We start from the raw sequence: 22,016 nt of genomic DNA on the forward strand, positions 1-22,016 counted from the left end.
CCGACCCTTCCGAGGACTCTAAAGAATCGGGACAAGGTGAGAAATTTAAGGAATCAGAAACGATGAAACGGGTAGACGCATTGCTCGAAGCGTTTTCCAGGCAGTGTTTGTTTGATCCAATTAGTATCACAGAGGTGTTAGAAAACTGGGGGCAGATCGGAGGGATTTCGGGGGGATTCATCAAGCTGCTTCATCCGGTAGCCTAAACCATGCACTGTTTCAATGAGATCATCCGATGCGCCAACGTTTCGTAGTTTTTGCCGCAAGGTTCGGATGTGCGTTTTCACGGCTTCTTCAGTGGGAGATTCATCGATCGACAAAGCAGGATCAAGCTTGAACGATCGGAATAAAAACGGCAGTCCAGCCTCCGAGATCGAGGCAATTAACGAAATCGCAAACAAACTATAGCAGTAGAAGTTTAGATTAGGACATCCTCGAAGTTGCCCCAAACCTCCAACTCTCTACCCTGTGCACACAAGTCAGCTTAAACTACAAATAATCGAATTTCAGCGAGAAGACGGATGGAGAACCCAATTCTGAGAACAGGGCAGTCTGGCTTCTCTGATCTCACCCTTACCAAGGGTGAGATCACGAGTTCAATTCTCGTCACGGGCTTTCTAAACAAAGCGATGGTTAAATTCGCACATTAGATCAACTCTTCCTTTTCGCAGCATGGCTGGATCGAGTCGTTCAGTGGTATTGCAAGTCATTAACACGACTAATTTTTGCTCTAACTCGAAATTGCCAACACTGACTACGCTTTGATAGAGTGTCCCATCAAGCAAGCTTAGGATATGTTCGGTCTTATTGCTGGCTTGAGCAATTTCAGTCGATCGATCTTGTGCCAGGTTGTCAGCTTCGTTGATGATCAGACAAATTTTCTCTAGATAGCTCGGTGGTACAAAATTCTCAACGGCATCATGATCCAAGATAAAGATTACGTAACCGAGTGGGACGAGAACTTCTTTTGCGATCGCTTGTGTCCACGCAGTTTTTCCTGTTCCTGGATCACCATGCACCAAGACTGCTAATCGATGCTGATTCATTACGGTTTGCTGTACCGTATCACTAAAAGCTTGAATTTCTGGCGGGAAATCGCGGATCGTGAACTGGGCATGAATTTGTCCGACTCGGCTTTGATAACCGCTCAACATTACGGCAAGTCCGTAAGTTGACTTCTGAATCAAAGGAGCCATGTTTTTCGCCATCAATGTCCAGTAGCGTCGTCCTCGATCGACATAATCGATCTGTAACCAGACTTCGTGTGCTGCCCAATACGCATAAGCGGTACTCACAACGTCAAGGCGATCCCAACTGTCGAAGCGATCGACGGGGAAGTAAAAAGAGCGATCGAGATAGCTTTGAGTGATTAGATCGGGTCGTCCTAGAACGGCTAAAGTTTGACGGATGGTCGTTTCTTGTAAACGACTTAGAACATAGTCGATCGGAATATTGTTGCGGCTGACGATCTGACGAATTGGCGTTTCAACACTGAGGCTGTCTCGATAGCGATAGTCAGGATAAGGTGGATCAGGCGTGAGATAGTTCCACACTTGATCAATCTCGCCGCGTGTGTAGGACGAGAACACATTGATCATATTTGCCCACCACGCTTGATGATTGCGTCCGAGCGCATCTGCGATCGTGCTGACGGCTCCCATCATGCGGCGGTTTAATTCTTCAGAATCGTTTTGAGCAAGCTGGAGAAAATATCCCCAGTCAAAGTCGCGATTTAAGGGTCGCCACCCTGCTGCCAGTAGGCTTTGTCCTTTCTGCTGGTTTTGATTGTTGTTGTATTGATTGAACGGATTAAAGTGAAAGTCAAAGTCTTGCATAGTTCAAAGATTTCAGATTAGGTTCAATCCAGCGAGAACGGGCTTCTGGGGAGAAAATTAAATCACGACTGTAGTACTCGAACAATACGATCGGATTAGAATAATCATTCATTAACTGGTTCGTTAAGCTCAGTAAAGAATCATGAACATTAACAGAGTCGAGATAGTTTTGAATCAGGTGAATCCAAAATCGCGTAATGGTCTCGTGATAGCCAGTGGTAGGAGTTGATTCAACGACATGAGCTTGATTATAACGTTGGATTCCGAAACGGATTTGATCGGGTGCGGTTAGCGGTTGATCGATCAGATACCACAACGCTACGGTGAGATGGGCGGAATGTGTCCAGTGCGATCGCGCTAAGGTGCAGTTCTCAAAGGCTTGAACCAATTTGAGAATTTCATTTTCGGCTGCATACATTAGACCTCCTGCACGAATCAAATTGGATGAGCAAGCTCATAGTTCAGCAAGCCTGCGATCAAGTTGAACCGTAGCCCAAATCGCCTGCGACGGTTACGGTAGCGCTCCGATAAGATGCGAAAAATCTTCAACTTGCGAAAGGTATGCTCCACCGTGATACGAACTTGCGCTAATTGTCGATTAAACTGACGTTCTTGCTTGGAGAGCGGACGCTTGCGCGATTTTTTGTAGGGCGTACAACTGTAAGCATGAAGTCTGGCGATGCCTTGATAGCCTCGGTCTGCCACCCAGAGTTGCTCAAGTTGGGTCGGCAACTGCGAGTCCTTGAACAAGCGGAAATCATGCTTGCGCCCTTTGCCAAATGCGGTGCAGACAATTTGACCGCTGAAATAGTCTACGACGACTTGCGCTTTTAGTGTGTGCCATTTTTGCTTACCACTGTAGTAAGGTCGCTGTTTTTTTTTGGACGTTCAATCGGACTTTCGCTGACATCAACTAACAGGAGGTTCCACCCTGCATCAGGCGAGTGCAGCGCCTTCTTGCCCGGAAGCCGAAATTCGCCCGACCGAATCAAACTGTTCTCAACTTTCCGCACAATGCGCCCCACGGTCGTTTCATGAATCCCCCAACTTTGTCCGATGTGGAACTGAGTCCGATACTCGCGCCAATATTCCATCGCAATCAAGAGTTGATCTTCGACTCCAAACTTGCCTTGTCCGCCTCGTTTGCCTTTTCGGATCAGCTTGGGTTTGAGAATTTCAACCATTTTCTCGAAGGTTTCACGCTTCACTCCGCACTTGCGTTTGAACGATTTTGGTGGCAGGTGTTGAATGCGATCGTACATTTGATCAGTCTCCTGAGTGGCATCTAGTCCTCTTTTCAGGAGTTCAAATCTGTGATCAGGATTCGTGCAGGAGGTCTATTAATTTGATTACCAATATACTACACTTATAATACAAGACCTGTCAAAGAAGCGAACAGTTTTGACAAAATCCGAAACGATCGCAGCAAGCTTGGTAAAATCTGCGATCGAACATGCGATCGAGAGATGAAAGGCAATGGTGAAGTTCCGAGGGTGGAGATCGATATTAATTGCAATATTTTGTGCAGTGATTGTTGCGAATTGTAGCCCACAAAATTCGACCAATTCTGCTCCGGGCGTATTAGTTTATGCTGCGAGTGGACAACCGACGAACTTAGAACCAGGTAACGTCACAGATGGAAATTCGCTGATTGTTCATAACCAAATCTACAATCGTTTGATTCAGTTTAAGCCTGGAACGACTGAGTTAAAGCCGAGTTTGGCGACTTCTTGGAATGCGTCTAAAGATGGCAGAACTTGGACATTTAAGCTACGGAATGGTGTGAAATTTCATGATGGTGCAGATTTTAATGCCAATGCAGTGAAGTTTAATGTCGATCGCTGGTGGGATAAGGACAATCCAAACGGCTTTCGGAATGCAGGGAAGAGCTATGAAATTTGGGGACAGATCTTTGGGGGGTATAAAGGGGAACCGAATTCGTTAGTTCAGACTGTTCGAGTGGTAGATAATTCGACAATTCAGTTTGTGTTGAAACAACCGTTTGCAGCATTTCCAACCGCGATCGCATCCGCATATTTTGGAATGGCAAGTCCAACTGCGATTCAAAAAGCAGGCGCGAACTATGGAACGCCCGCAGGTGGAGCAGTCGGAACGGGGGCATTTGTGTTCAGAAACTGGCAAAGTGGCGATCGCATTACGCTTGAACGGAATCCGAACTATTGGAAGCCCGATTTACCAAAGTCGAATCAGTTAGTTATGCGGTTTGTTCAAGATTCGGGGGCGAGACTGGCTCAAGTGAGAGCAGGACAGATTGATTTCACAGTTGAATTGGCTCCCGATCAGAAAGCAGAAATTGAACAGGATCAGAGTCTAACTGTTGCGAATCGTCCCTCGTTTAATGTAGGTTATTTAGCATTAAATCCGAGCTTCAAAGAATTATCGGATGTGAGAGTGAGACAAGCGATCGCACATGCGATTAATAAACAATCGATCGTGCAAGCTTTTTGGAAGGGTTCTGCTCAAACAACTCCTCATTTTGTGCCGCCTTCACTCGATTGGGCAACCTCTCCGAAGCTACAGGACTATGAGTACAATCCACAGAGAGCAAGAGATTTACTCAAACAAGCAGGCTTTCCGAATGGATTCGAGATTGATCTTTGGTATATGCCTGTTGCGCGACCTTACTTTCCAACTCCGAAACCGATCTCGGAAGCATTTGCAGCCGATTTACAAGCTGTTGGAATTCGTGCCAACTTGAAAACACAAGATTGGGCAGCTTATCTTGCGAATCGGAATAAGAAACCAGGCTATCCCATGTTTATGCTCGGTTGGACTGGGGACTATGGCGATCCTGATACGTTTTACTATCCACATTTTGGTCCGGGTAGCACAACCGATTTAGGCGGATGGAGAAACGATCGAGTGATTCAACTACTCAATCAAGCGAGAGCGATCAGCGATCGAGCCGCAAGAGCAAAACTTTATGCTGAAGTCGATCAAATTATTCATCGAGAAGCGGTGAGATTGTCGATCGTCCATTCTGATCCGTTGCTCGTTCAGCGAAAGAATATTACTGGCTGGACACCTAGCCCATTAGGAACAGAACCGTTTGAGGCGATCGTGAAACAATAGATACTTGAAATTCATCCCTGTTTTTTGTGTGATAGAGAGAGTTCGATCGGAGCCACATTATGAACCCTGCAATCGATCAATGGCGAGAACTCATCGGAGGAGCGTTTGCACTGCAATTCGATACTTTTCGGGAGGTAGCAACGCTTTCGGGTGGGCTTTGGTTTGCTTTGACCGTGGTGACACTGGCGGGATTATCTTTATCGATCTCACAGAGTATTGTTTTATTTGTCAGTCGAGTTAAACCTGGAAGATTTATCTTTTGCTTGCTGATTCATGCGGTCCTGTTCACGGTTGGATTCATCTTTCTCACACTGAGTACTTGGTTACTAGGATTCTTGCCTGGATCGCCCCGGTTGCCATTGATAGCACTGATTAAAGTGCTTGGATTAGGATATGCACCTTTATTATTTAGTTTTTTAGGCGCATTACCTTATTTGGGCTATCCGATCGGGAATTTGCTCTCGGTTTGGAACTTGTTGGCAATGGTTGTCGGATATGCTGCGATCGCTCAAATGCCATTAAGTTCAGCGTTTGTTTATATTGCGCTGGGATGGTTTGTGAAGCAGAACTTGGAAGGAACGATCGGACAACCGATCGCACAATTGGGCAGTCAAATTGTCGATCGAGTCGCTGGAGTGACTTTAGCAGATACTCGTCAGGAGTTGAAAGCTCAGATTTCAGCCGGAGTTCAACCGAGAACAATGCCTGAAGTTCAACAATTGATTCAAGCTTCAGGTCGATCGGCTCCAGAAGCGGCTCGTTCTGTGGCTCAAAGCATTTCTCGATCGAGTACAACTCCGCTGAAGGTGAAACAGCAAATTGATTCTCGCGATCGTATTGTTCAGGCTAAACATCGATTTCGGGGATTTCTACCTCGTCTGAAACTAGCAGTAAGTCTGTTGGCAATGGCGATCGTATTTATCTTGATCTTGGTGTTGCTGCGTCCGATTCGAGATGGGTTATTTGGTTGGTATACGAATCTCAGGGGAATTTGGCGGCTGACCTTTGATTTCTTTTGGATTAGTGTGGTCGCGCTCGTCTTTGCTGGAATTCTTGCACCTTTGGAATCATTGGGCTGGTGGGCAGGATGGTACGGCGATCAAGGAATCATTTTGCCTTCAGCGACTCAGCGAACTCAGACGAATCGGGAAGTCGATCGATATGTTGTTTACTTAGATGGGATTGCTCAATCGGGCAGTGAATACACACCGGATATTGAGGAATTTTTAGCAGCATTAAAACCTGCACTACCAGACGGAGTGGAATTTGTGCAGGGATTGATGATGTATTCGGTGTTGAATCGACCCTTGATCGAAGATCGTCCGTTAGCTTTCCTGTGGCGGTTGGCGGACAGAGTGCGATGGGCAAATCCAACAGCAGTATTGGGACTGCTCGTGAACATTCGCAATGTGATTATTGTGGCAGTGTCTTCTGATAAGCGATATGGTCCAATTTACAATCAGGGCATTGCTCAGGTGATTTTTGATGGATTAATCGATCGAGGATATGAGCCTGGAGTTCCAATCACATTAATCGGCTATAGTGGCGGCGGAGAAATGTCGGTCGCGGCGGCTCCGTATTTAAAGCGATCGACTGGAGCGACGATCGATGTAATTTCGATCGGCGGTGTGATGAGTGCCAATCATAACCTACTAAAGTTAGAGCAGCTTTATCACATCATTGGCGACAAAGACACTGTAGAAAAGATTGGTCCTGTGATGTTTCCGGGACGCTGGAAGCTGTTTCTGCTGTCGTATTGGAACCGAGCAAAGCGCAAAGGTAAGATTACAATCCTGTCTGCTGGATCTGTAGGGCATCAGGTTCCCGGCGGTTATATGGACCCGATCGCGAAACTTCCCGATGGACGATCGCATCTCCAACAAACGGTCGAGATGATTCTGCAAATTCTCAGAGGTGAAGCTTTTAGAGCGGATCAATCGATTCCGAAACAAACGAGCCATTATGCTCTGTATCGATCGGCAGCGTTTAATCGTCCTGAATACTATCCGATTCAATCGATCGGAGATCACTATCAACCGATCGGGAAATGGATGGGACGATTGATCTTGCCAAAACAGGAGGAACGGTTTCACGGTGTGTTTTTTGAAGTGCATTATGCACCCGATAGCAACCTGATTGGAAGAACTATCAAACTTTGCTGGTCAACTGCTCCTGAAGTTCGGAAGCGCGTCAAAGCTGTGACGAAAGATGTTCACTTCAGTGCAGACGCGGAATTTAGCAGTAAATTTGGTGGTGCGGTTCATCCCGATCGTATTAATCACTGGAAACAAGTCAACCCGCTCGAATCATTAGCAGGATCGCATCCAGTTGATGACATCGTTGTGAAGCTAACTGATCCGGTTGAAGTCCGAGAAGATAAGCTTTGCATTAGTTCCACACCGATTCAAATCACGGGACGATTCTATGCGTTAGTTCAGTTCGTGTTACCGATTAGTGGAACCGATCAATTTCAGGTGATTCACTTCGATCGAACTTCTCGACAGTTCAATGGTGAGTCGGAAGTGATGCGCTTACCAGAAGTAGTCTTTGCTAAAAGCTATGGAAGCTATCCTTCGACTACGCGAGACATTGAACATTCTCCATACAATGAGACTGGATGGTATGTGTATGGTGCGAAAGATGCAGAAGGAATGTTTGTTGTAAATGCGATCGCGCCTCGTGCATTGTTCCAACTTCAGCCCGAAAAAGTTACCTTTGGTCGTCGATCGGCGTTTAACTATGTTCGGTTTGGAGCCTGGAAGAATGCAGCAAAAGAGAAAGGTAAACTCTCCTCGGTGCTATGTAGTTCTCGTCGTTCAGCAGATGGAATCGAAGCTGCTATTCAAGATTGGAAAATTGGGGATAAAGCTTTGTTGCTGCATACTTATGGTGGAATTGGTGGAAACAACAAAGAACCCGCTGCTGGAACACCAATCTTTTTCGGACATTTTGCTTATGGCACTGCTGAAGTCGTGTATGAACCGTTAGCAGATGAGCCGAGATTTGAAATTAACTATTACCAGGTGTACACCCAGAACACAGATGGATTAGTTGCAGGAATCTTGCATTGGTCGCGGTATTTAGGCGATCGACAATTTGGTTGGCTAGGTACTCGTCCGGTTTGCGACATTTTGATCAAACTTGATGCGTTTACAGAACCTTATCAAATCGGTAACAGTGCTCTTTCTCCGCTAGATTTGATGATGCGTCAGCTTGAGGGAATGACCGCTCGTTATCGGACTGGAGATGGAACAGGCGGAACGTTTGTTGGACCTGCAAACAATTGTTCCCAAGACTCGAATCAGGCTTTGTTTGCGAGTATTCAAGGGATTGAACGAATTTTGCAAAACAATCCTGAAGTGGTTGTGTTCCTACTCCGGCAAGAAGAAGAACGGTATCGAACTTTACGAGTGTTAGGAGAAGATTTAGAAAGTGCATTGCAACCGCTTGGAGGTCCTCGATCGGATTGGCAAAACAATGAATATAACTTAGGCAGCACGCTTGAAGATGATCCGCTGCGAAATTTGTGGATTGGATTAGGCAGTTGGCGCACGATGTTCCCGCGTAAAGCGAGTGATACGATCGCGGAAACGTTCATTAAGTATGGTGCTTCTGTGTGGGTGCTACGAACGAATCAGATCGGCGGGTATGACCCTGACATTGCCCCGATCGCCCCGACAACGTTCTAAGGAGATTTATCGAAAACAAATTACCCGCTGTCTTCGGCTTCGCTCAGTCAGCTAGAGATCGCGCCCTGAGCGAAGCCGAAGGGCAGTCTTTCAAGCGGTAAGCTCTTTCGTAGAAATCTCCTAAGAGGATGTTTGAGAAGGATAAGAGGATGCTTCGCTTCGGTTACAGTTCGCCCGTGATTGGAAATCACGGTCTATCGGAAAAAGTCCACTGAAGAGGACTGAAAGCCAATGGGAGCCGCCTCTTCAGTCTGTTTCAATAGACTTGGTTCCGATAGCCCCGAATTCATTCGAGGGGCGATTGATGCGACGAAAGATGACTTTTCAAACACCCTCTAACTCCTGATATAGTCAGCATGAAACAAATAGATGAATAGACGATGCCAACATTTGAGGTTTTTCCGATTACGTCTGTGACCGAACAGGAAATGTTTATTAATGTTCCGTGGGTGGTTTATGCCAATGACCCGAATTGGGTTCCACCGCTTCGGAGTGATGTAGAGAAGAAGTTTCAGCCTGAGAATCCGTTTTTTCAATATGGAAGGCTGAAACAATTTATTGCAATTTCTCGTGGAACTGCGATCGGGAGAATTGTTGCAGCGGTCAACGATCGATTAATTGAACGCGAAGGAAAAGCGATCGGAATTTTCGGATTTTTTGAATGTATCGATGATTTTGATGTCGCAAAGGCTTTATTTGATGCGGCGGAAAACTGGTTACGATCGCAAGAGATTACCGAAATTCGAGGTCCGATCGATTTATCAACACACAATAATTGTCTATTCCTAGCAGATGGCTTTGACTCACCGCCAATGATCATGATGCCGTACAATCCAGCCTACTATCTAACCTTTATGGAGCAATTAGGTTGGACGAAGGCGAAAGATGCGTATGCCTATGATTTTCCTTTGGATAAACCGCTTTCTCCAGAGTTTGAAAAAGGCTATCGAATTGCTTGCAAATCAGGCGTTACGTTTCGACCTTTGAGAACGAAAGGAGAAGAGTTTGAAGAGGATTGTGTGAGCTTATATAACCTTTTCAATAAGGCATTTGCAAATAATTGGAGTTCGACTCCTCGAACCTTAGAAGAGTTCTTAGATGAAGCTCGATCGCTGCAAGAATTAGTCGATCCCGATGTCTTTCCGATCGCAGAATATAACGGTGAAATGATCGGATTTTGGATGGGATTGCCCGACTATAATATTCCGCTGAAATATGTAAATGGTCGATTGAATTGGATAGGAATTCTCAAGTTTCTTTGGTATCGTCGGCAGATTAATCAAGGTCGAGTTATCGCAATTTGTTCGCTTCCAGAATTTCAAAGAAAATTAGTGCCGTTGGGATTGATTTATCTCGGATTACAAGGCGGAATCAAAAAAGGAAAACCGTACAAGCGGGCAGAACTCTCTTGGGTTTACGAGGACAATAATCGATCGCGTAAATTAATCGAGACAGCGGGCGGTAAAATCTACAAAACCTATCGGATGTACGAAAAAACCCTATGAGAGCATTAGTCACCGGAGCCAATGGATTCACCGGATCGCATTTAGTGAAAGCACTATTAAACCGAGGCGATTCGGTCGTTGGATTTGTTCGTAAATCTAGTAATCTCGATCGACTATCCAATTGCTCGATCGATTATGCTTACGGAGACATTACCGATCGTGCTGCTCTCACTGAAGCGATGCGCGGTGTTGATGTTATTTTCCACACTGCTGCTTATGTTGAACTTGGAATCGTCAACGCCGCAGAAATGGAGCGCGTTAATGTCGAAGGAACTCGCGCTGTGTTAGAAGCGGCAAAAGCAGCGAACGTTCCAAAAATGATTTATTGCAGCACGATCGGGATTTTCGGTGACACTCAAGGCAAAGCGATCGATGAAGCGTTCCAACGAACACAGAAAGATTTTTCTTCAGCTTACGATCGCACAAAATATCAAGCTCAACAGTTAGTCGATCAAACTAAAGAATTGTCGATCGTTAGTGTGATGCCTTCTGGAATCTTTGGCAGCGATGATCCCCACTTTAAACCTGTGCTCAATGCCTTTCTCAGTGGTCGGCTCAAAGTTTGGGCAGGTGGCGGGCGGATCACTGGAATTGTTCACGTTGATGATTTAGCAGAAGCCATGATTTTGGCAGTTGATCGAGGAAAATCTGGCGACTACTACATCATTTCCGCAGGCGACATGACCACGAGAGAAATGTTTGAAGTATTCAGCCGCGAAACGGGAATTTCTCCACCTCGTGAAGCTCCAAAACCATTAGTGCGATTGGTCGCTAACATTCTTGATCCGATTGGTAGAATTTCAGGATGGCAACCTCCGATCGACAATGAACGAGCGCATTATGTTTACGATCGCTGTGTCCGAGTTGATGCCACCAAAGCGAGAAAAGAACTCGGTTGGAATCCTCGATCGCCAGAAGATACATTAAAATCTTTGGTTCGTTCGTAATTTCTTGCCGCTGAAAAATCTCTACCTTGCTACTCCCACTTGAGATAGATAAGCCAATCAATCTGATTCGGGTACTGTGACAGCAAGCCACTGGTTTCACAAAGGAACTGCGGCTTGAACCTTCACACGCATCAGAAATTCTATGAAAGTAGGGGCTTGGTATTTAGGCGACGGTCGCGCTGAATTTACAGTCTGGGCACCGCGATCGCAGAATGTCACATTGGAATTACCCGATCGCTCGATCGAACTCACTCAGAAAGATCAAGGCTATTGGAGTACGATCGTTTCGGATATCAAGCCAGGAACGCAGTATCGTTACCGTTTGGATGATCAGTCTTATCCCGATCCCGCTTCATTGTTTCAACCGCTCGGAGTGCATGAAGCATCAGCACTGGTCGATCACGATTTTGAATGGCAAGACTCCGATTGGTCGGGAATTGCGCTCGAAGACATGGTGATCTATGAATTGCATGTTGGAACTTTTACAGCAGAAGGAACATTCGAGGCAATCATTCCGAGACTGCAAACACTAAAAGAATTGGGAATTACAGCGATCGAACTAATGCCGATCGCACAGTTTCCAGGTGATAGCAAAACCGATGATCCGAAAGCTTATCGGAATTGGGGCTACGATGGCACTTATCCTTATGCCGCACAGAATTCTTATGGTGGAGTCCTGGGACTAAAGAAACTTGTAGATGCTTGTCACCAGCACAGACTGTCTGTGGTTTTAGATGTGGTGTACAACCATTTCGGACCTGAAGGAACATACATTCATCAGTTTGGCGACTACTTTACCGAGACTTACAAAACGCCTTGGGGCAAAGCGATTAACTATGATGATGCTCATAGTCATTGTGTTCGGAGCTATTTTCTAGAGAATGCACTGTATTGGCTGCGCGACTTTCACATTGATGCGCTGAGATTGGATGCGGTTCAGGCTATCTATGATTTAGGGGCGCGGCACTTTCTGTCAGAATTAGTCGATCGAGTCGATGAACTATCGCAGCAGCAAAATCGGAAGCTGTATCTGATTGCAGAAAGTGATCTCAATGATCCAAAGCTAATTCGACCCAAGAAAGCAAACGGATATGGCTTAGATGCTCAGTGGAGCGATGATTTTCATCATGCTTTACACGCACTGTTGACCGGAACAAACATTGGCTACTATCAAGACTTTGGAGGCTGCGAAGATTTAGCCAAAGCTTACCGCGATACGTTTGTTTACGACTGGAAGTATGCCCCGCATCGTCAAAGATTTCATGGTACATCTGCGCTAGATTGTCCGATGTCTCAGTTCGTGGTCTGTATTCAGAACCACGATCAAATTGGCAATCAAATGAAGGGCGAACGTTTATCGCAGTTAATTTCATTTGAAGGGTTAAAACTAGCAGCAGGAGCAGTGATTCTTTCGCCTTACATTCCCTTGTTATTTATGGGCGAAGAATACGGTGAAGAAGTGCCATTTACCTATTTTGTCAGCCATTCTGATCCAGAGTTAATTCGGATGGTTCAGCAAGGTAGAAAGCAAGAGTTTAAACACTTCCATTACGACGGTGAACCGCCTGATCCAGAAGCAAAAGAAACCTTCCAATCCTGTATTTTGCAGTGGGAAAGACATCAGGAAGGAAAGCACAAAACATTGTGGCGGTTTTATCAGAAATTGCTCGAAATGCGTCGATCGATGCCTGCGTTGGTGAATCGCGATCGTAATTCGATTTCGGCTTGTGCAGAAGAAGAAAAGAAACTGCTTTGGGTTGAGCGATCGAGTGCAGAACAAACGTTATTAACGCTGATGAGTTTCAATCAATCTGAGCAATCGTTTGAATTCCCTGAAGGACGCTGGGACAAAGTGTTTGATTCATCCGAAGAACAGTGGATGGGCAAAGGTGCGATCGCTCCAGAGAAAGGATCGCATGGCGAGGCTGGACAAGTGAATGCACAAAGTTTTGTGATTTATGAACGGAAATAATTGAGGATTTATGAGAACTCCAGTCACCACTTATCGAATTCAATTCCATCAGGGATTTCCGTTTGAATCTGCGACTAAAATTGTTGGATATTTATCAAAGCTTGGAATTTCTGATTTGTATGCTTCGCCCATTTTTAAGGCGAAAGCGGGGAGTACTCACGGATATGATGTTGTTGATCCGACTCAGCTTAATCCTGAATTGGGAACCTCCGAAGTTTTTGAGCAATTGATTCAGAAATTACAACATCATCAGATAGGCTGGGTGCAAGATATTGTGCCGAATCACATGTCCTACGATCGAGATAATCTCTATTTGATGGATGTGCTCGAAAATGGTCTAGATTCGGATTATGTTCAGTTCTTTGATTTAGCCTGGAATTCTCCCTTTAGAGGCAGTCAAGCTCCGATTTTGGCTCCATTATTAGGCGATTTCTACGGATCTTGTCTGGAGAATGGTGACATTCAACTTCAATACAGTCAAGACGGATTAACGGTTAATTACTACGCGCTTCGAGTGCCTTTAAGACTAGAATCTTATTCAATTTTTCTGACTCATGATTTAGGGAAACTTTCAAAAACTTTAGGAAGGCGACATCCTGATTTTGTCAAACTGCTTGCTGTTCTTTATATGCTGCGAAGTTTGCCAACCGAATCGGGTGGAAAACAGAGAAAAGACCAAGCTGAATTTGTGAAAGGCTTGCTTTGGGAATTGCACGAAGGAAATCCTGAGGTCAAAGCGTTTATTGATGACAATATCAAATTCTTTAATGGAGAAGCAGGAAAGCCGCAGAGTGTAGATTGGTTAGATAAGCTGTTATCTGAGCAGTTTTTCCGATTATCTTATTGGAAAGTTGGAGCCGAAGAAATCAATTACCGTAGATTCTTCACGGTGAACGAATTGATTTCTGTGAGAATTGAAGATTTTAAGGTTTTCAATCATACGCATGAGCTAATTGCTCAATTGATCAAAGAAGGTAAAGTTACCGGGTTAAGAATCGATCATATTGACGGATTATCGAATCCAAAACAATATTTGCAACGATTACAAGAGAAAGTAGGCGATGCTTATATTGTTGCCGAAAAGATTCTTCAGCCTGGAGAAGATTTACCAAAGGACTGGGGTATTCAAGGAACTTCAGGATACGATTATTTGAATTACCTCAATAGCGTTTTCTGCGATGTCGAAAATGAGCAAAAATTCGACGAAATTTATCAACAGATTCAAGGTCGATCGATTCCTTTTGAAGAAGTCGTTTTAGACAAGAAACATCTAATTCTTGACAAGAACCTAGCAGGCGATTTAGACAATTTAGCAACCTTGCTGAAAGACATTTCGCAAAAAGATCGCTACGGAAATGATTTCACCATTAATGGCTTAAAACGTGCGATCGCTGAAGTCCTCGTCCAATTTTCAATCTATCGAACTTATACGACTGAAGAAGGAATTTCAGAATGCGATCGCAATTACATTAAAACTGCGATCGAAACCGCCCGCGAAAATGCTCCATTCTCCCAAAAAGAACTCGACTTCATCGAAAAACTCCTGCTCCTAGAGTACGATGATGGGCTTACCCCTTCAGATAAAGAACGCTGGCTCTATTTCGTGATGCGGATTCAGCAATACACTGGACCGCTGATGGCGAAGGGCGTTGAAGATACTGCATTCTTCGTTTACAACCGATTAATCTCACTTAATGAAGTCGGTGGCGACCCAGGGCGATTTGGAATTAGCACAACTGAGTTTCACCAATTTAATCAGTATCGCCAACAGAATTGGAACGTTGCGATGAATGCAACTTCTACACACGATACAAAGCGCGGTGAAGATACTCGCGCCAGAATTAATGTACTTTCTGAAATCCCTAATGAATGGCGATCGCAAGTCCAAAAATGGCGCGAGATCAATCAGAAATACAAGACTCAGTATCGCAAAGCCTTGATGCCAAGTGCGAATGATGAGTATGCGCTCTATCAGAATATGATCGGGGCTTATCCGTTCCAGGATAATGAAATGGAAGAGTTTGTCGATCGGATTGAGCAATATGCAATCAAATCGATTCGAGAAGCAAAAGTGCATACTGCTTGGCTGCGTCCGAATGGCGATTATGAAGAGGCTTGCACCAAGTTTGTTCGAGCAATTCTGAAAGATGAACAATTCCTAGCTGAGTTCATTCCTTTTCAGAAAAAGATTGCTCACTATGGTGTGTTCAATTCTTTATCCCAAACTTTGATTAAAGCTACTTCTCCTGGTATTCCTGATTTTTATCAAGGAACGGAACTTTGGGATTTAAGTTTAGTTGATCCAGATAATCGTCGTCCGGTTGATTTTTCCCAACGTGAAGCGTTTCTTGATGCGATTCAATCTGTGACTCCTTCAGCATTGATGCCAAAATTGTTAGAGAAGCTGCAGGATGGGCAAATCAAGCTATTCCTGACCGTTCAAGCGCTGAAAGTTCGGAACCAGTTTAAGTCTGTCTTTCTCAGTGGCGAGTACATTCCGCTCGAAGCAACAGGCAAATTTAAGGATCACATCATTGCGTTTGCTCGGAAAGATGGAAATCAAATGGTTGTCTCGATCGCGCCTCGATTTTTCACCCGAATCATTCAACCCGATCAACTCCCGATCGGGGAAATTTGGGAAGATACTGAGATCGAGCTTCCGGCATCCGGTTGGAAAGATGCGATTTCTGAGACTGAACACTCTGGAACTACGATCGCGCTTAAAGATGCGCTGAAAAACTTCCCAGTGGCATTGCTAACACGCTAAATTGGAGCCGTACATCGTAGGATATTAGCTTACGAATGTGCGGTTTTCCTTATGTCTTTGCTTCCTTGGATTTGGCGATCGCTGCCCTTACAACATAAAACAGGTTCCGATGTTTTCGCTGCATTGTTTTTGCAGGATGACATTGCAACTCTGTTAGAGAGTCCTTATCCTGCATCTCCTGACTATCCGCAGTTAGGACGCTTCTCAATTTGTGCAGGTCAACCGAGAGCAAATCAAGTTTGGACACCTGCGATCGGTGAAATTCTACCGTTTCTCGATCGACTCATCCATTCATCAACTTCTGAAGCCCCAGAACATCTGCCGTTTACAGGCGGTTGGCTCGGATGGTTAGGCTACGATCTCGCTTGGGAAATCGAGCGGCTTCCCTATCTGAAGGAGGAGACTTTACCGTTTCCGGTAGCATTTTGGTACGAGCCAGAATGCTTTGCTGTATTAGATCACGAACAACAAATTTTATGGTTGGCTGCAAGCAGTGAACATCAGCTAGATCAGCTTGAAAAACAGCTATCCAACACAGTTCGAGCAGCAGTGAAAAGTTCTGCGTTTCAAACTCGATTTTGCATGGAGCAAGCCGATTACGAAGCGATCGTACTCAAAGCAAAACAACACATCCGGGCAGGCGATATCTTTCAAGCCAATCTATCTCTCAGATTTGAAGCAAAAACGGAAGCGGAGAGTTGGGCAATTTACCGATCGCTGCAATCCATCAATCCATCTCCGTTTGCAAGCTATTGGAAAACGCCTTGGGGCAATGTGATTAGCTGTTCTCCGGAGCGATTGGTAAAACTTGAAAATAGCATTGCTGAAACGCGCCCGATCGCTGGAACTCGTCCGCGTGGAACGACACCGGAACACGATCGACAACTTGCTAAAGAACTGCTAGATAACACCAAAGAACAAGCAGAACATATCATGCTTGTGGATCTAGAACGCAATGATTTAGGACGAGTGTGTGAATGGGGAACAGTGCAAGTTGATGAATTACTAGCCATTGAGCATTACAGTCACGTGATGCACTTAGTGAGTAATGTGGTTGGAACAGTACGATCCGAGTTTAATTCAATTGATGTGATTCGCGCTTTGTTTCCGGGTGGAACGATTACCGGATGTCCGAAAGTTCGCTGTATGGAGATTATTGAAACACTAGAACCTGTGCGGCGTAGCTTGTTTTATGGTTCTTGTGGATATCTCGATCGACGTGGAAATCTCGATCTCAACATTCTGATCCGAACCTTGCTCTATGCGAAAGATGGAGATAGCGCGATCGTATGGGGACAAGTCGGAGCGGGAATTGTAGCCGATAGCGATCCAGAACGCGAATGGTTTGAATCACTGCAAAAAGCACGAGCACAACTCGCGGCATTAGGGCAGAACAGCTAGGGTTTTGGTTCGATACTTGGGTTCAAATACCAATCGCGATTCAGGCTCAACAACCAAAGCTGCCATTGTGGAACCGCATCCAGCACAAAGACTTTATCTTGATCAGTTGCAACAGTCGCTCTAAATGAATCCATGTACGGCAAATCTTGAGAACTAAACAATGCTTTGCTCCAGAGCAATTTCCCAGTTTGTCGATCGAGCGCGATCGCTTGTAGTTGGGATTGAACTCGCCTGAATGTGAGAAATTGACGATCGGCGATCGCACCTGGCACTTCGGCGGAGTGCTGATTCGGACTGACTAAAGTTTGCCATTGAATCTGTCCAGTTTGCGCTGAGAGAGATACGATCGTACTTGATTTCTCTTTTGGTCGTTTGCAAGTGATGTAGACCGATTCAGCATCGACTCGCCAAGACCAAACAAAGTCCGTACATTTAAGCTGATTGTCTACTTTTTTCCAAAGGACTCGCCCTGTTTCCAAGTCCAATCCAATTAGCTGATTGCCTACTTTAACGTCCGAATTCTTAAAATCGAACACAGGATCAGTACTAATCTGTATTGTTTGACCAACCGCTTGCAGATTGTTGATCGCGCCGCTAATCGGAACCCGATATCGAATTTGTCCTGTGTCTAGATTGTAAGCAGTAAGCGTTGCCTGTCCACTTGGAAGAAAGCTATCCTTACCTGAAGGAATCAACCCCGATGTTTCGAGAAAAACACTGCGATTTGCCATTGTGATTCGATTGCTCGTACTTTCTAACTTGTCAAACGCAATCGCAGTTTGACGGATCAATTTTCCTGTTTCTGGATCAATCACCTGAAGCAAGTTCTGATTCCGTTCTAACTGCAATACTGCCAGCGTTTGTTCTGTTGCGGCAATTCCCAACCCAAATCGTAAGGGTTGATCGTTCGCATTCAACCAGGGACGTTTGATCGACCAGCGGATCTCCCCGGTTCTCGGATCAAGCGATCGCAGTTCCTCACCCATCTGTGCATAAACCGCATTCGGTTGCAGATCGAGCGAGTAGGTGGAAGCAAACCAATATCCAATTCTGTCAGCATCGTCCACAGGAGAGTTTAGTTGTGTCGTCCAAAGCGGATTGCCGGACTGAGCATCAAACGCACTAATCCGATAAGTATTCGATGATCGTTGTTCAGGCTGACTCGATTCGGCTGAACCTAAGACGACTGTGCCATTGGATGCGATCGCGCCCCGACTGTAAAAATCTTTCTCAGATCGGAGGGGTCGAAACCATTGAATCTTGCCTGTATTCGTATCCAGCGCTAAAAGGGTTGCCGATCTCCGTTGTCCCACATGAACTGTCCAAACTCCACCCGTGATCAGTGCGATTCCAAGAACGAGCTTATACTGCCAATGTTTGAGCATTAAGGGAAGCCCTAATCTGACACTTCGGTTCTAACCCAAAAGCAACTCAGAAACAAGGTTATTCACGATTGCGGCTCCCTCCTATCACTGGCGATAGATTAACTCTAATTTGCCAGGGAACAAAAACTGAGTCGTCCTCGTCTCTGAGTTTCATAATCTTGTTTATCGATCTAGAGCCTTATACCAAATCAATCTGTCGTTGCTATAGATCCTTCGCCCCCTAAATCCCCCAATTCTGGGGAACTTTGATTCTGATTCTTGTTCCCCCAAACTTGCGGGTTAGGGGGCTTGCCGAATCTGTAGCACTCAAAAATCAATTTGGTATTACTGCAAAATCTAGTAAAAGAGTAACTCACTCGATATAATTCAAGAAGAGGTGCAGTCCGTTCGCTGTCAATGGTTTAAGCCGGTCTGAACATAAGAAAGGATAACGGTTATGAATTTTAGAGATCCGAAATCCGGAACGCTGCGCCAGTTCGTTGTAATAGGAGTGACTGTAATCAATACTTTTGCAGTTCTGAGCCTTCCTACTGCGATCCGAGCGGAAGACTCTCGGAGTTGCACCACAGCACTCTTCAAAGCCCAAAATCAACTCAGCGCGAATCGAAAGGTAGAAACTGCAATTCGGATTCGTGATGTTTCCAAGACTTACCGAGATTCCCCCTCTGACCGCCCCATGAACTATGTGTTTATTCTCAGCGGAGCGGATGCCGATACCGTCATGAAATCGCCTCAACGTCTTAAAGCACCAGCGACGGATGTCATTCAAAACTGTCGCTCTGTTGGAATGGTAAGTTTTGCGTTGTCGGCTTCAGGTTGGTATCATTCCGTTGGAATCATGCCTGGAAGAAAATTTGACTTCTTTAAATGCTTTGAAGCCGATCGCCCAACCCAAATTGTCTGGGGAGAACAATATTGCACATGAGGGTGGGAGGGCAAAATCTGTAGTTATGGGCTTGGTAGAGTCATGATGAGTCACTTTCGAGTTGGAGAATGAGACGATGAGTAATGTTGATTGTGACCGTAACCGAGTTTGGATAAGAAGAGGGGTTATGGTGCCAGGTTTGATTCTGGGCTTGTCAGCGATGCTGATCGTGCCCTCGGAAGTTTCTCACGGAGTACCAGCGATCGCGCAAGCTGAACGGACGGGTGAGATTGATCGTGCGATCGCGCAAGGGGTCAAGCTGTATGAGGAAGGGAGCGCGGAATCGTTGAGAAAAGCGATCGTTGTGTTCGAGAAAGCTCTACAACTCAGTCGATCTGCAAAGGCTTCTGATAAACAAGCACGATCGTCACTCTACTTAGGAAGCATCTACAGCGACTTGAACGAGAATCAGAAGGCATTGGATTACTACAATCAAGCCTTACCGCTCTATCGCGCCGTGGGCGACCGTCGTGGAGAAGCAACGACGCTGGACAGTATCGGGTTTGTCTACGTCTTCTTGGGACAGCACTCAGAAGCATTGAAGTATCACAACCGAGCCTTACCGCTCCAGCGTGCCGTAGGAAACCGTCGTGGAGAAGCAACGGCACTAAATAATATTGGGCTTGTCTACAGCGTCTTGGGACGGCACTCAGAAGCATTGAAGTACTACAATCAAGCCTTACCGCTTCATCGTACCGTAGGAAACCGTCGTGGAGAAGCAACGGTACTAAATAATATTGGGGATGTCTACGACTCTTTGGGACAGCAGTCAGAAGCGTTGAAGCATTATAATCAAGCCTTACCGCTCCATCGTGCTGTGGGCGACCGTCGTGGAGAAGCAGTGACCCTGAGCAGTATCGGGCTTGTCTATGACTCCTTGAAACAGCAGTCAGAAGCATTGAAGTACTACAACCGAGCCTTACCGCTCCATCGTGCCGTGGGCGACCGTCGTGGAGAAGCAGTGACTCTGAACAATATTGGGTTTGTCTACAGCTCTCTAGGACAGAAGCCGGAAGCATTGAAGTATTACAATCAAGCCTTACTGCTTCATCGTGCCGTAGGAAACCGCCATGAAGAAGCAAAAGCACTAAATAATATCGGGTTCATCTACAGCTCTCTAGGACAGAAGCCGGAAGCATTGAAGTATTACAATCAAGCCTTACTGCTTCATCGTGCCGTAGGAAACCGTGATGGAGAAACAGAGATCCTGAACAATATTAGAGCTATTGGAAGGTAGGAGGTCACGGAGAAGAGTACAACCATTCAGGCTAATGCTAAACCTTGAGAGCACATTTAGAATTTTTCCACCTAAATAGACGATCGAAGACCGCAAGGCAGTTATGTACTGGGTCTGCTCAAAGTCCTTGAATTCAATGAAATGGCAAGAGTATTAGTTTCGTCAATCTGCGATCGTCTAAATCAACGAATAATTTAGAGATGTCCAAAGTTTGCCATTGGATCTGTCCAGTTTTAGACGAGAGAGACATGGTTGTGGTTGAAGCTTGATTGTTCTGGCGACGATAACAGTTGAGGTAGAGTGATTCAGCATCAACCCAACTCCGATAAGTATCCGATGATCGTTGTTCAGGCTGACTCGATTCGGCTGAACCTAAGATAACTGTTCCGTTTGATGCGATCGCGCCCCGACTGTAAAAATCTTTCTCAGATCGGAGGGGTCGAAACCATTGAATCTTGCCTGTATTCGTATCCAGCGCTAAAAGGGTTGCCGATCGCTGTTGTCCAGTGTGAACAATCAAAGTTCCACTAGCGATCAGTGCGATTCCAAGAACGAGCTTATATTGCCAATATTTCAGCATCAAGATCAAACCTAACTTGATGCTTTGGTTCTAACGCAGATTGGGTCGAGGAACAAGTCTATCAATAGAGTTCATGCTGTAATTCAAGATCTACTTGCAATTCGTCCAAGAGTATCTTACTCTTAATTGAGAATAAATGTCATCTTGACTGGCAATATTACCTGAATTACCCTGAAACTCTGGTAGCTGTTTGTGACCGTAATTGGAGAAACCTAAATGAGCGCTCAGTTCAAGCACATTATGCTGATGGTGGAGGACGTTTTATCGACTGCAAACTTCTTTCATCAAGGCTTAGGGCTTCCGATCAAAATTGCAACGAGATCTTGGGCAGAGTTAGAAGCCGACAGCACAATCATCGCGCTTCATGCTTCCCCAGAAAAACCATTCCTCATTAGCTCCCCAGTTCTGAGTTTTCACGTCGCGGATATTTACACCACGATCGAAGACTTAGAAACAATGGGGGCAAAGCTCGAAGGTCAAGTGAGACAACCTGCTTTTGGTAAAGTTGCAGCAATTCGGACTCCAGATGGTCATCTCTTGAGCCTACTTCAGCCTGTCGATGATAGTCAGCTAAGAGCTTTGCTTCAGAAGACCACAGAATTAGAAAATCACTAACCGCAAAAGCAAGTCATTCTTCATTTCAAAGTTGCAAGATGCACGAACTAGCCAGATGTAGTTGT

Annotated in this window: 16 protein-coding genes; 10 read left to right on the forward strand and 6 right to left on the reverse strand. The window is 45.3% G+C overall.

What is annotated here, in order from left to right; translation table 11 throughout:
* Positions 1 to 137: 137 nt before the first annotated feature.
* The 4 genes from ACQ4M5_RS06130 to ACQ4M5_RS06145 form a co-directional block, all read right to left on the reverse strand.
* Positions 138 to 449 (reverse strand): winged helix-turn-helix domain-containing protein, encoded by a 312-nt coding sequence (locus ACQ4M5_RS06130; RefSeq protein ID WP_430674729.1) that lies wholly within the window; start codon positions 447 to 449, stop codon positions 138 to 140.
* A 168-nt stretch (positions 450 to 617) separates the two neighbouring features.
* The gene (locus ACQ4M5_RS06135; RefSeq protein ID WP_430674730.1) at positions 618 to 1,835 is read right to left on the reverse strand and encodes an AAA family ATPase; all 1,218 of its coding nucleotides are present in this window, start codon (positions 1,833 to 1,835) and stop codon (positions 618 to 620) included.
* Positions 1,822 to 2,253, reverse strand: coding sequence for a hypothetical protein (locus tag ACQ4M5_RS06140; protein WP_430674731.1), 432 nt, complete (start codon positions 2,251 to 2,253; stop codon positions 1,822 to 1,824). The genes ACQ4M5_RS06135 and ACQ4M5_RS06140 overlap by 14 nt, the downstream gene beginning before the upstream one ends.
* 17 nt (positions 2,254 to 2,270) lie before the next feature.
* Positions 2,271 to 3,097 (reverse strand): IS5 family transposase gene (locus tag ACQ4M5_RS06145; protein WP_430674732.1). Its coding sequence is split into 2 segments (ribosomal slippage): positions 2,271 to 2,710 and positions 2,710 to 3,097, totalling 828 coding nucleotides; the frame shifts between segments, so codons are not numbered across the junction.
* 265 nt (positions 3,098 to 3,362) lie between these two features.
* Here ACQ4M5_RS06145 and ACQ4M5_RS06150 point away from each other — a divergent pair.
* From ACQ4M5_RS06150 to ACQ4M5_RS06180, 7 genes are all read left to right on the forward strand, one after another.
* Complete coding sequence (locus tag ACQ4M5_RS06150) at positions 3,363 to 4,928, forward strand: ABC transporter substrate-binding protein (RefSeq protein WP_430674733.1); 1,566 nt, start codon at positions 3,363 to 3,365, stop codon at positions 4,926 to 4,928.
* Between the two features lie 59 nt (positions 4,929 to 4,987).
* Positions 4,988 to 8,617, forward strand: coding sequence for a Yip1 family protein (locus tag ACQ4M5_RS06155; protein WP_430674734.1), 3,630 nt, complete (start codon positions 4,988 to 4,990; stop codon positions 8,615 to 8,617).
* A 380-nt stretch (positions 8,618 to 8,997) separates the two neighbouring features.
* On the forward strand, positions 8,998 to 10,122 hold the full coding sequence (locus tag ACQ4M5_RS06160; protein WP_430674735.1) for a GNAT family N-acetyltransferase: 1,125 nt from the start codon (positions 8,998 to 9,000) through the stop codon (positions 10,120 to 10,122).
* Positions 10,119 to 11,069 (forward strand): NAD-dependent epimerase/dehydratase family protein, encoded by a 951-nt coding sequence (locus ACQ4M5_RS06165; protein WP_430674736.1) that lies wholly within the window; start codon positions 10,119 to 10,121, stop codon positions 11,067 to 11,069. Before ACQ4M5_RS06160 ends, ACQ4M5_RS06165 begins: the two co-directional genes overlap by 4 nt.
* A gap of 142 nt (positions 11,070 to 11,211) precedes the next feature.
* Positions 11,212 to 13,041 (forward strand): malto-oligosyltrehalose trehalohydrolase, encoded by a 1,830-nt coding sequence (gene treZ / locus ACQ4M5_RS06170; RefSeq protein WP_430674737.1) that lies wholly within the window; start codon positions 11,212 to 11,214, stop codon positions 13,039 to 13,041.
* Positions 13,042 to 13,051: 10 nt separating this feature from the next.
* On the forward strand, positions 13,052 to 15,808 hold the full coding sequence (treY, locus tag ACQ4M5_RS06175) for a malto-oligosyltrehalose synthase (RefSeq protein WP_430674738.1): 2,757 nt from the start codon (positions 13,052 to 13,054) through the stop codon (positions 15,806 to 15,808).
* Positions 15,809 to 15,859: 51 nt separating this feature from the next.
* On the forward strand, positions 15,860 to 17,209 hold the full coding sequence (locus ACQ4M5_RS06180; RefSeq protein WP_430674739.1) for an anthranilate synthase component I: 1,350 nt from the start codon (positions 15,860 to 15,862) through the stop codon (positions 17,207 to 17,209).
* Here ACQ4M5_RS06180 and ACQ4M5_RS06185 read toward each other — a convergent pair.
* On the reverse strand, positions 17,206 to 18,594 hold the full coding sequence (locus ACQ4M5_RS06185) for a PQQ-binding-like beta-propeller repeat protein (protein WP_430674740.1): 1,389 nt from the start codon (positions 18,592 to 18,594) through the stop codon (positions 17,206 to 17,208). The genes ACQ4M5_RS06180 and ACQ4M5_RS06185 overlap by 4 nt on opposite strands.
* Before the next feature lie 436 nt (positions 18,595 to 19,030).
* On the opposite strand from ACQ4M5_RS06185, the gene ACQ4M5_RS06190 reads away from it, so the two are divergent.
* Both ACQ4M5_RS06190 and ACQ4M5_RS06195 read left to right on the forward strand, forming a co-directional pair.
* Complete coding sequence (locus ACQ4M5_RS06190) at positions 19,031 to 19,519, forward strand: hypothetical protein (protein WP_430674741.1); 489 nt, start codon at positions 19,031 to 19,033, stop codon at positions 19,517 to 19,519.
* 127 nt (positions 19,520 to 19,646) lie between these two features.
* Positions 19,647 to 20,756, forward strand: a complete 1,110-nt coding sequence (locus ACQ4M5_RS06195; protein ID WP_430674742.1) for a tetratricopeptide repeat protein — start codon at positions 19,647 to 19,649, stop codon at positions 20,754 to 20,756.
* A 133-nt stretch (positions 20,757 to 20,889) separates the two neighbouring features.
* Here ACQ4M5_RS06195 and ACQ4M5_RS06200 read toward each other — a convergent pair whose 3' ends face one another.
* Positions 20,890 to 21,336 (reverse strand): hypothetical protein, encoded by a 447-nt coding sequence (locus tag ACQ4M5_RS06200; RefSeq protein WP_430674743.1) that lies wholly within the window; start codon positions 21,334 to 21,336, stop codon positions 20,890 to 20,892.
* Between the two features lie 216 nt (positions 21,337 to 21,552).
* On the opposite strand from ACQ4M5_RS06200, the gene ACQ4M5_RS06205 reads away from it, so the two are divergent.
* Entirely contained in the window at positions 21,553 to 21,951 is a 399-nt protein-coding gene (locus ACQ4M5_RS06205; RefSeq protein ID WP_430674744.1) for a VOC family protein, read from the forward strand.
* Positions 21,952 to 22,016 lie beyond the last annotated feature (65 nt).

Source organism: Leptolyngbya sp. AN10, assembly GCF_050565645.1.
Classification (GTDB): Bacteria; Cyanobacteriota; Cyanobacteriia; order Leptolyngbyales; family Leptolyngbyaceae; genus Leptolyngbya.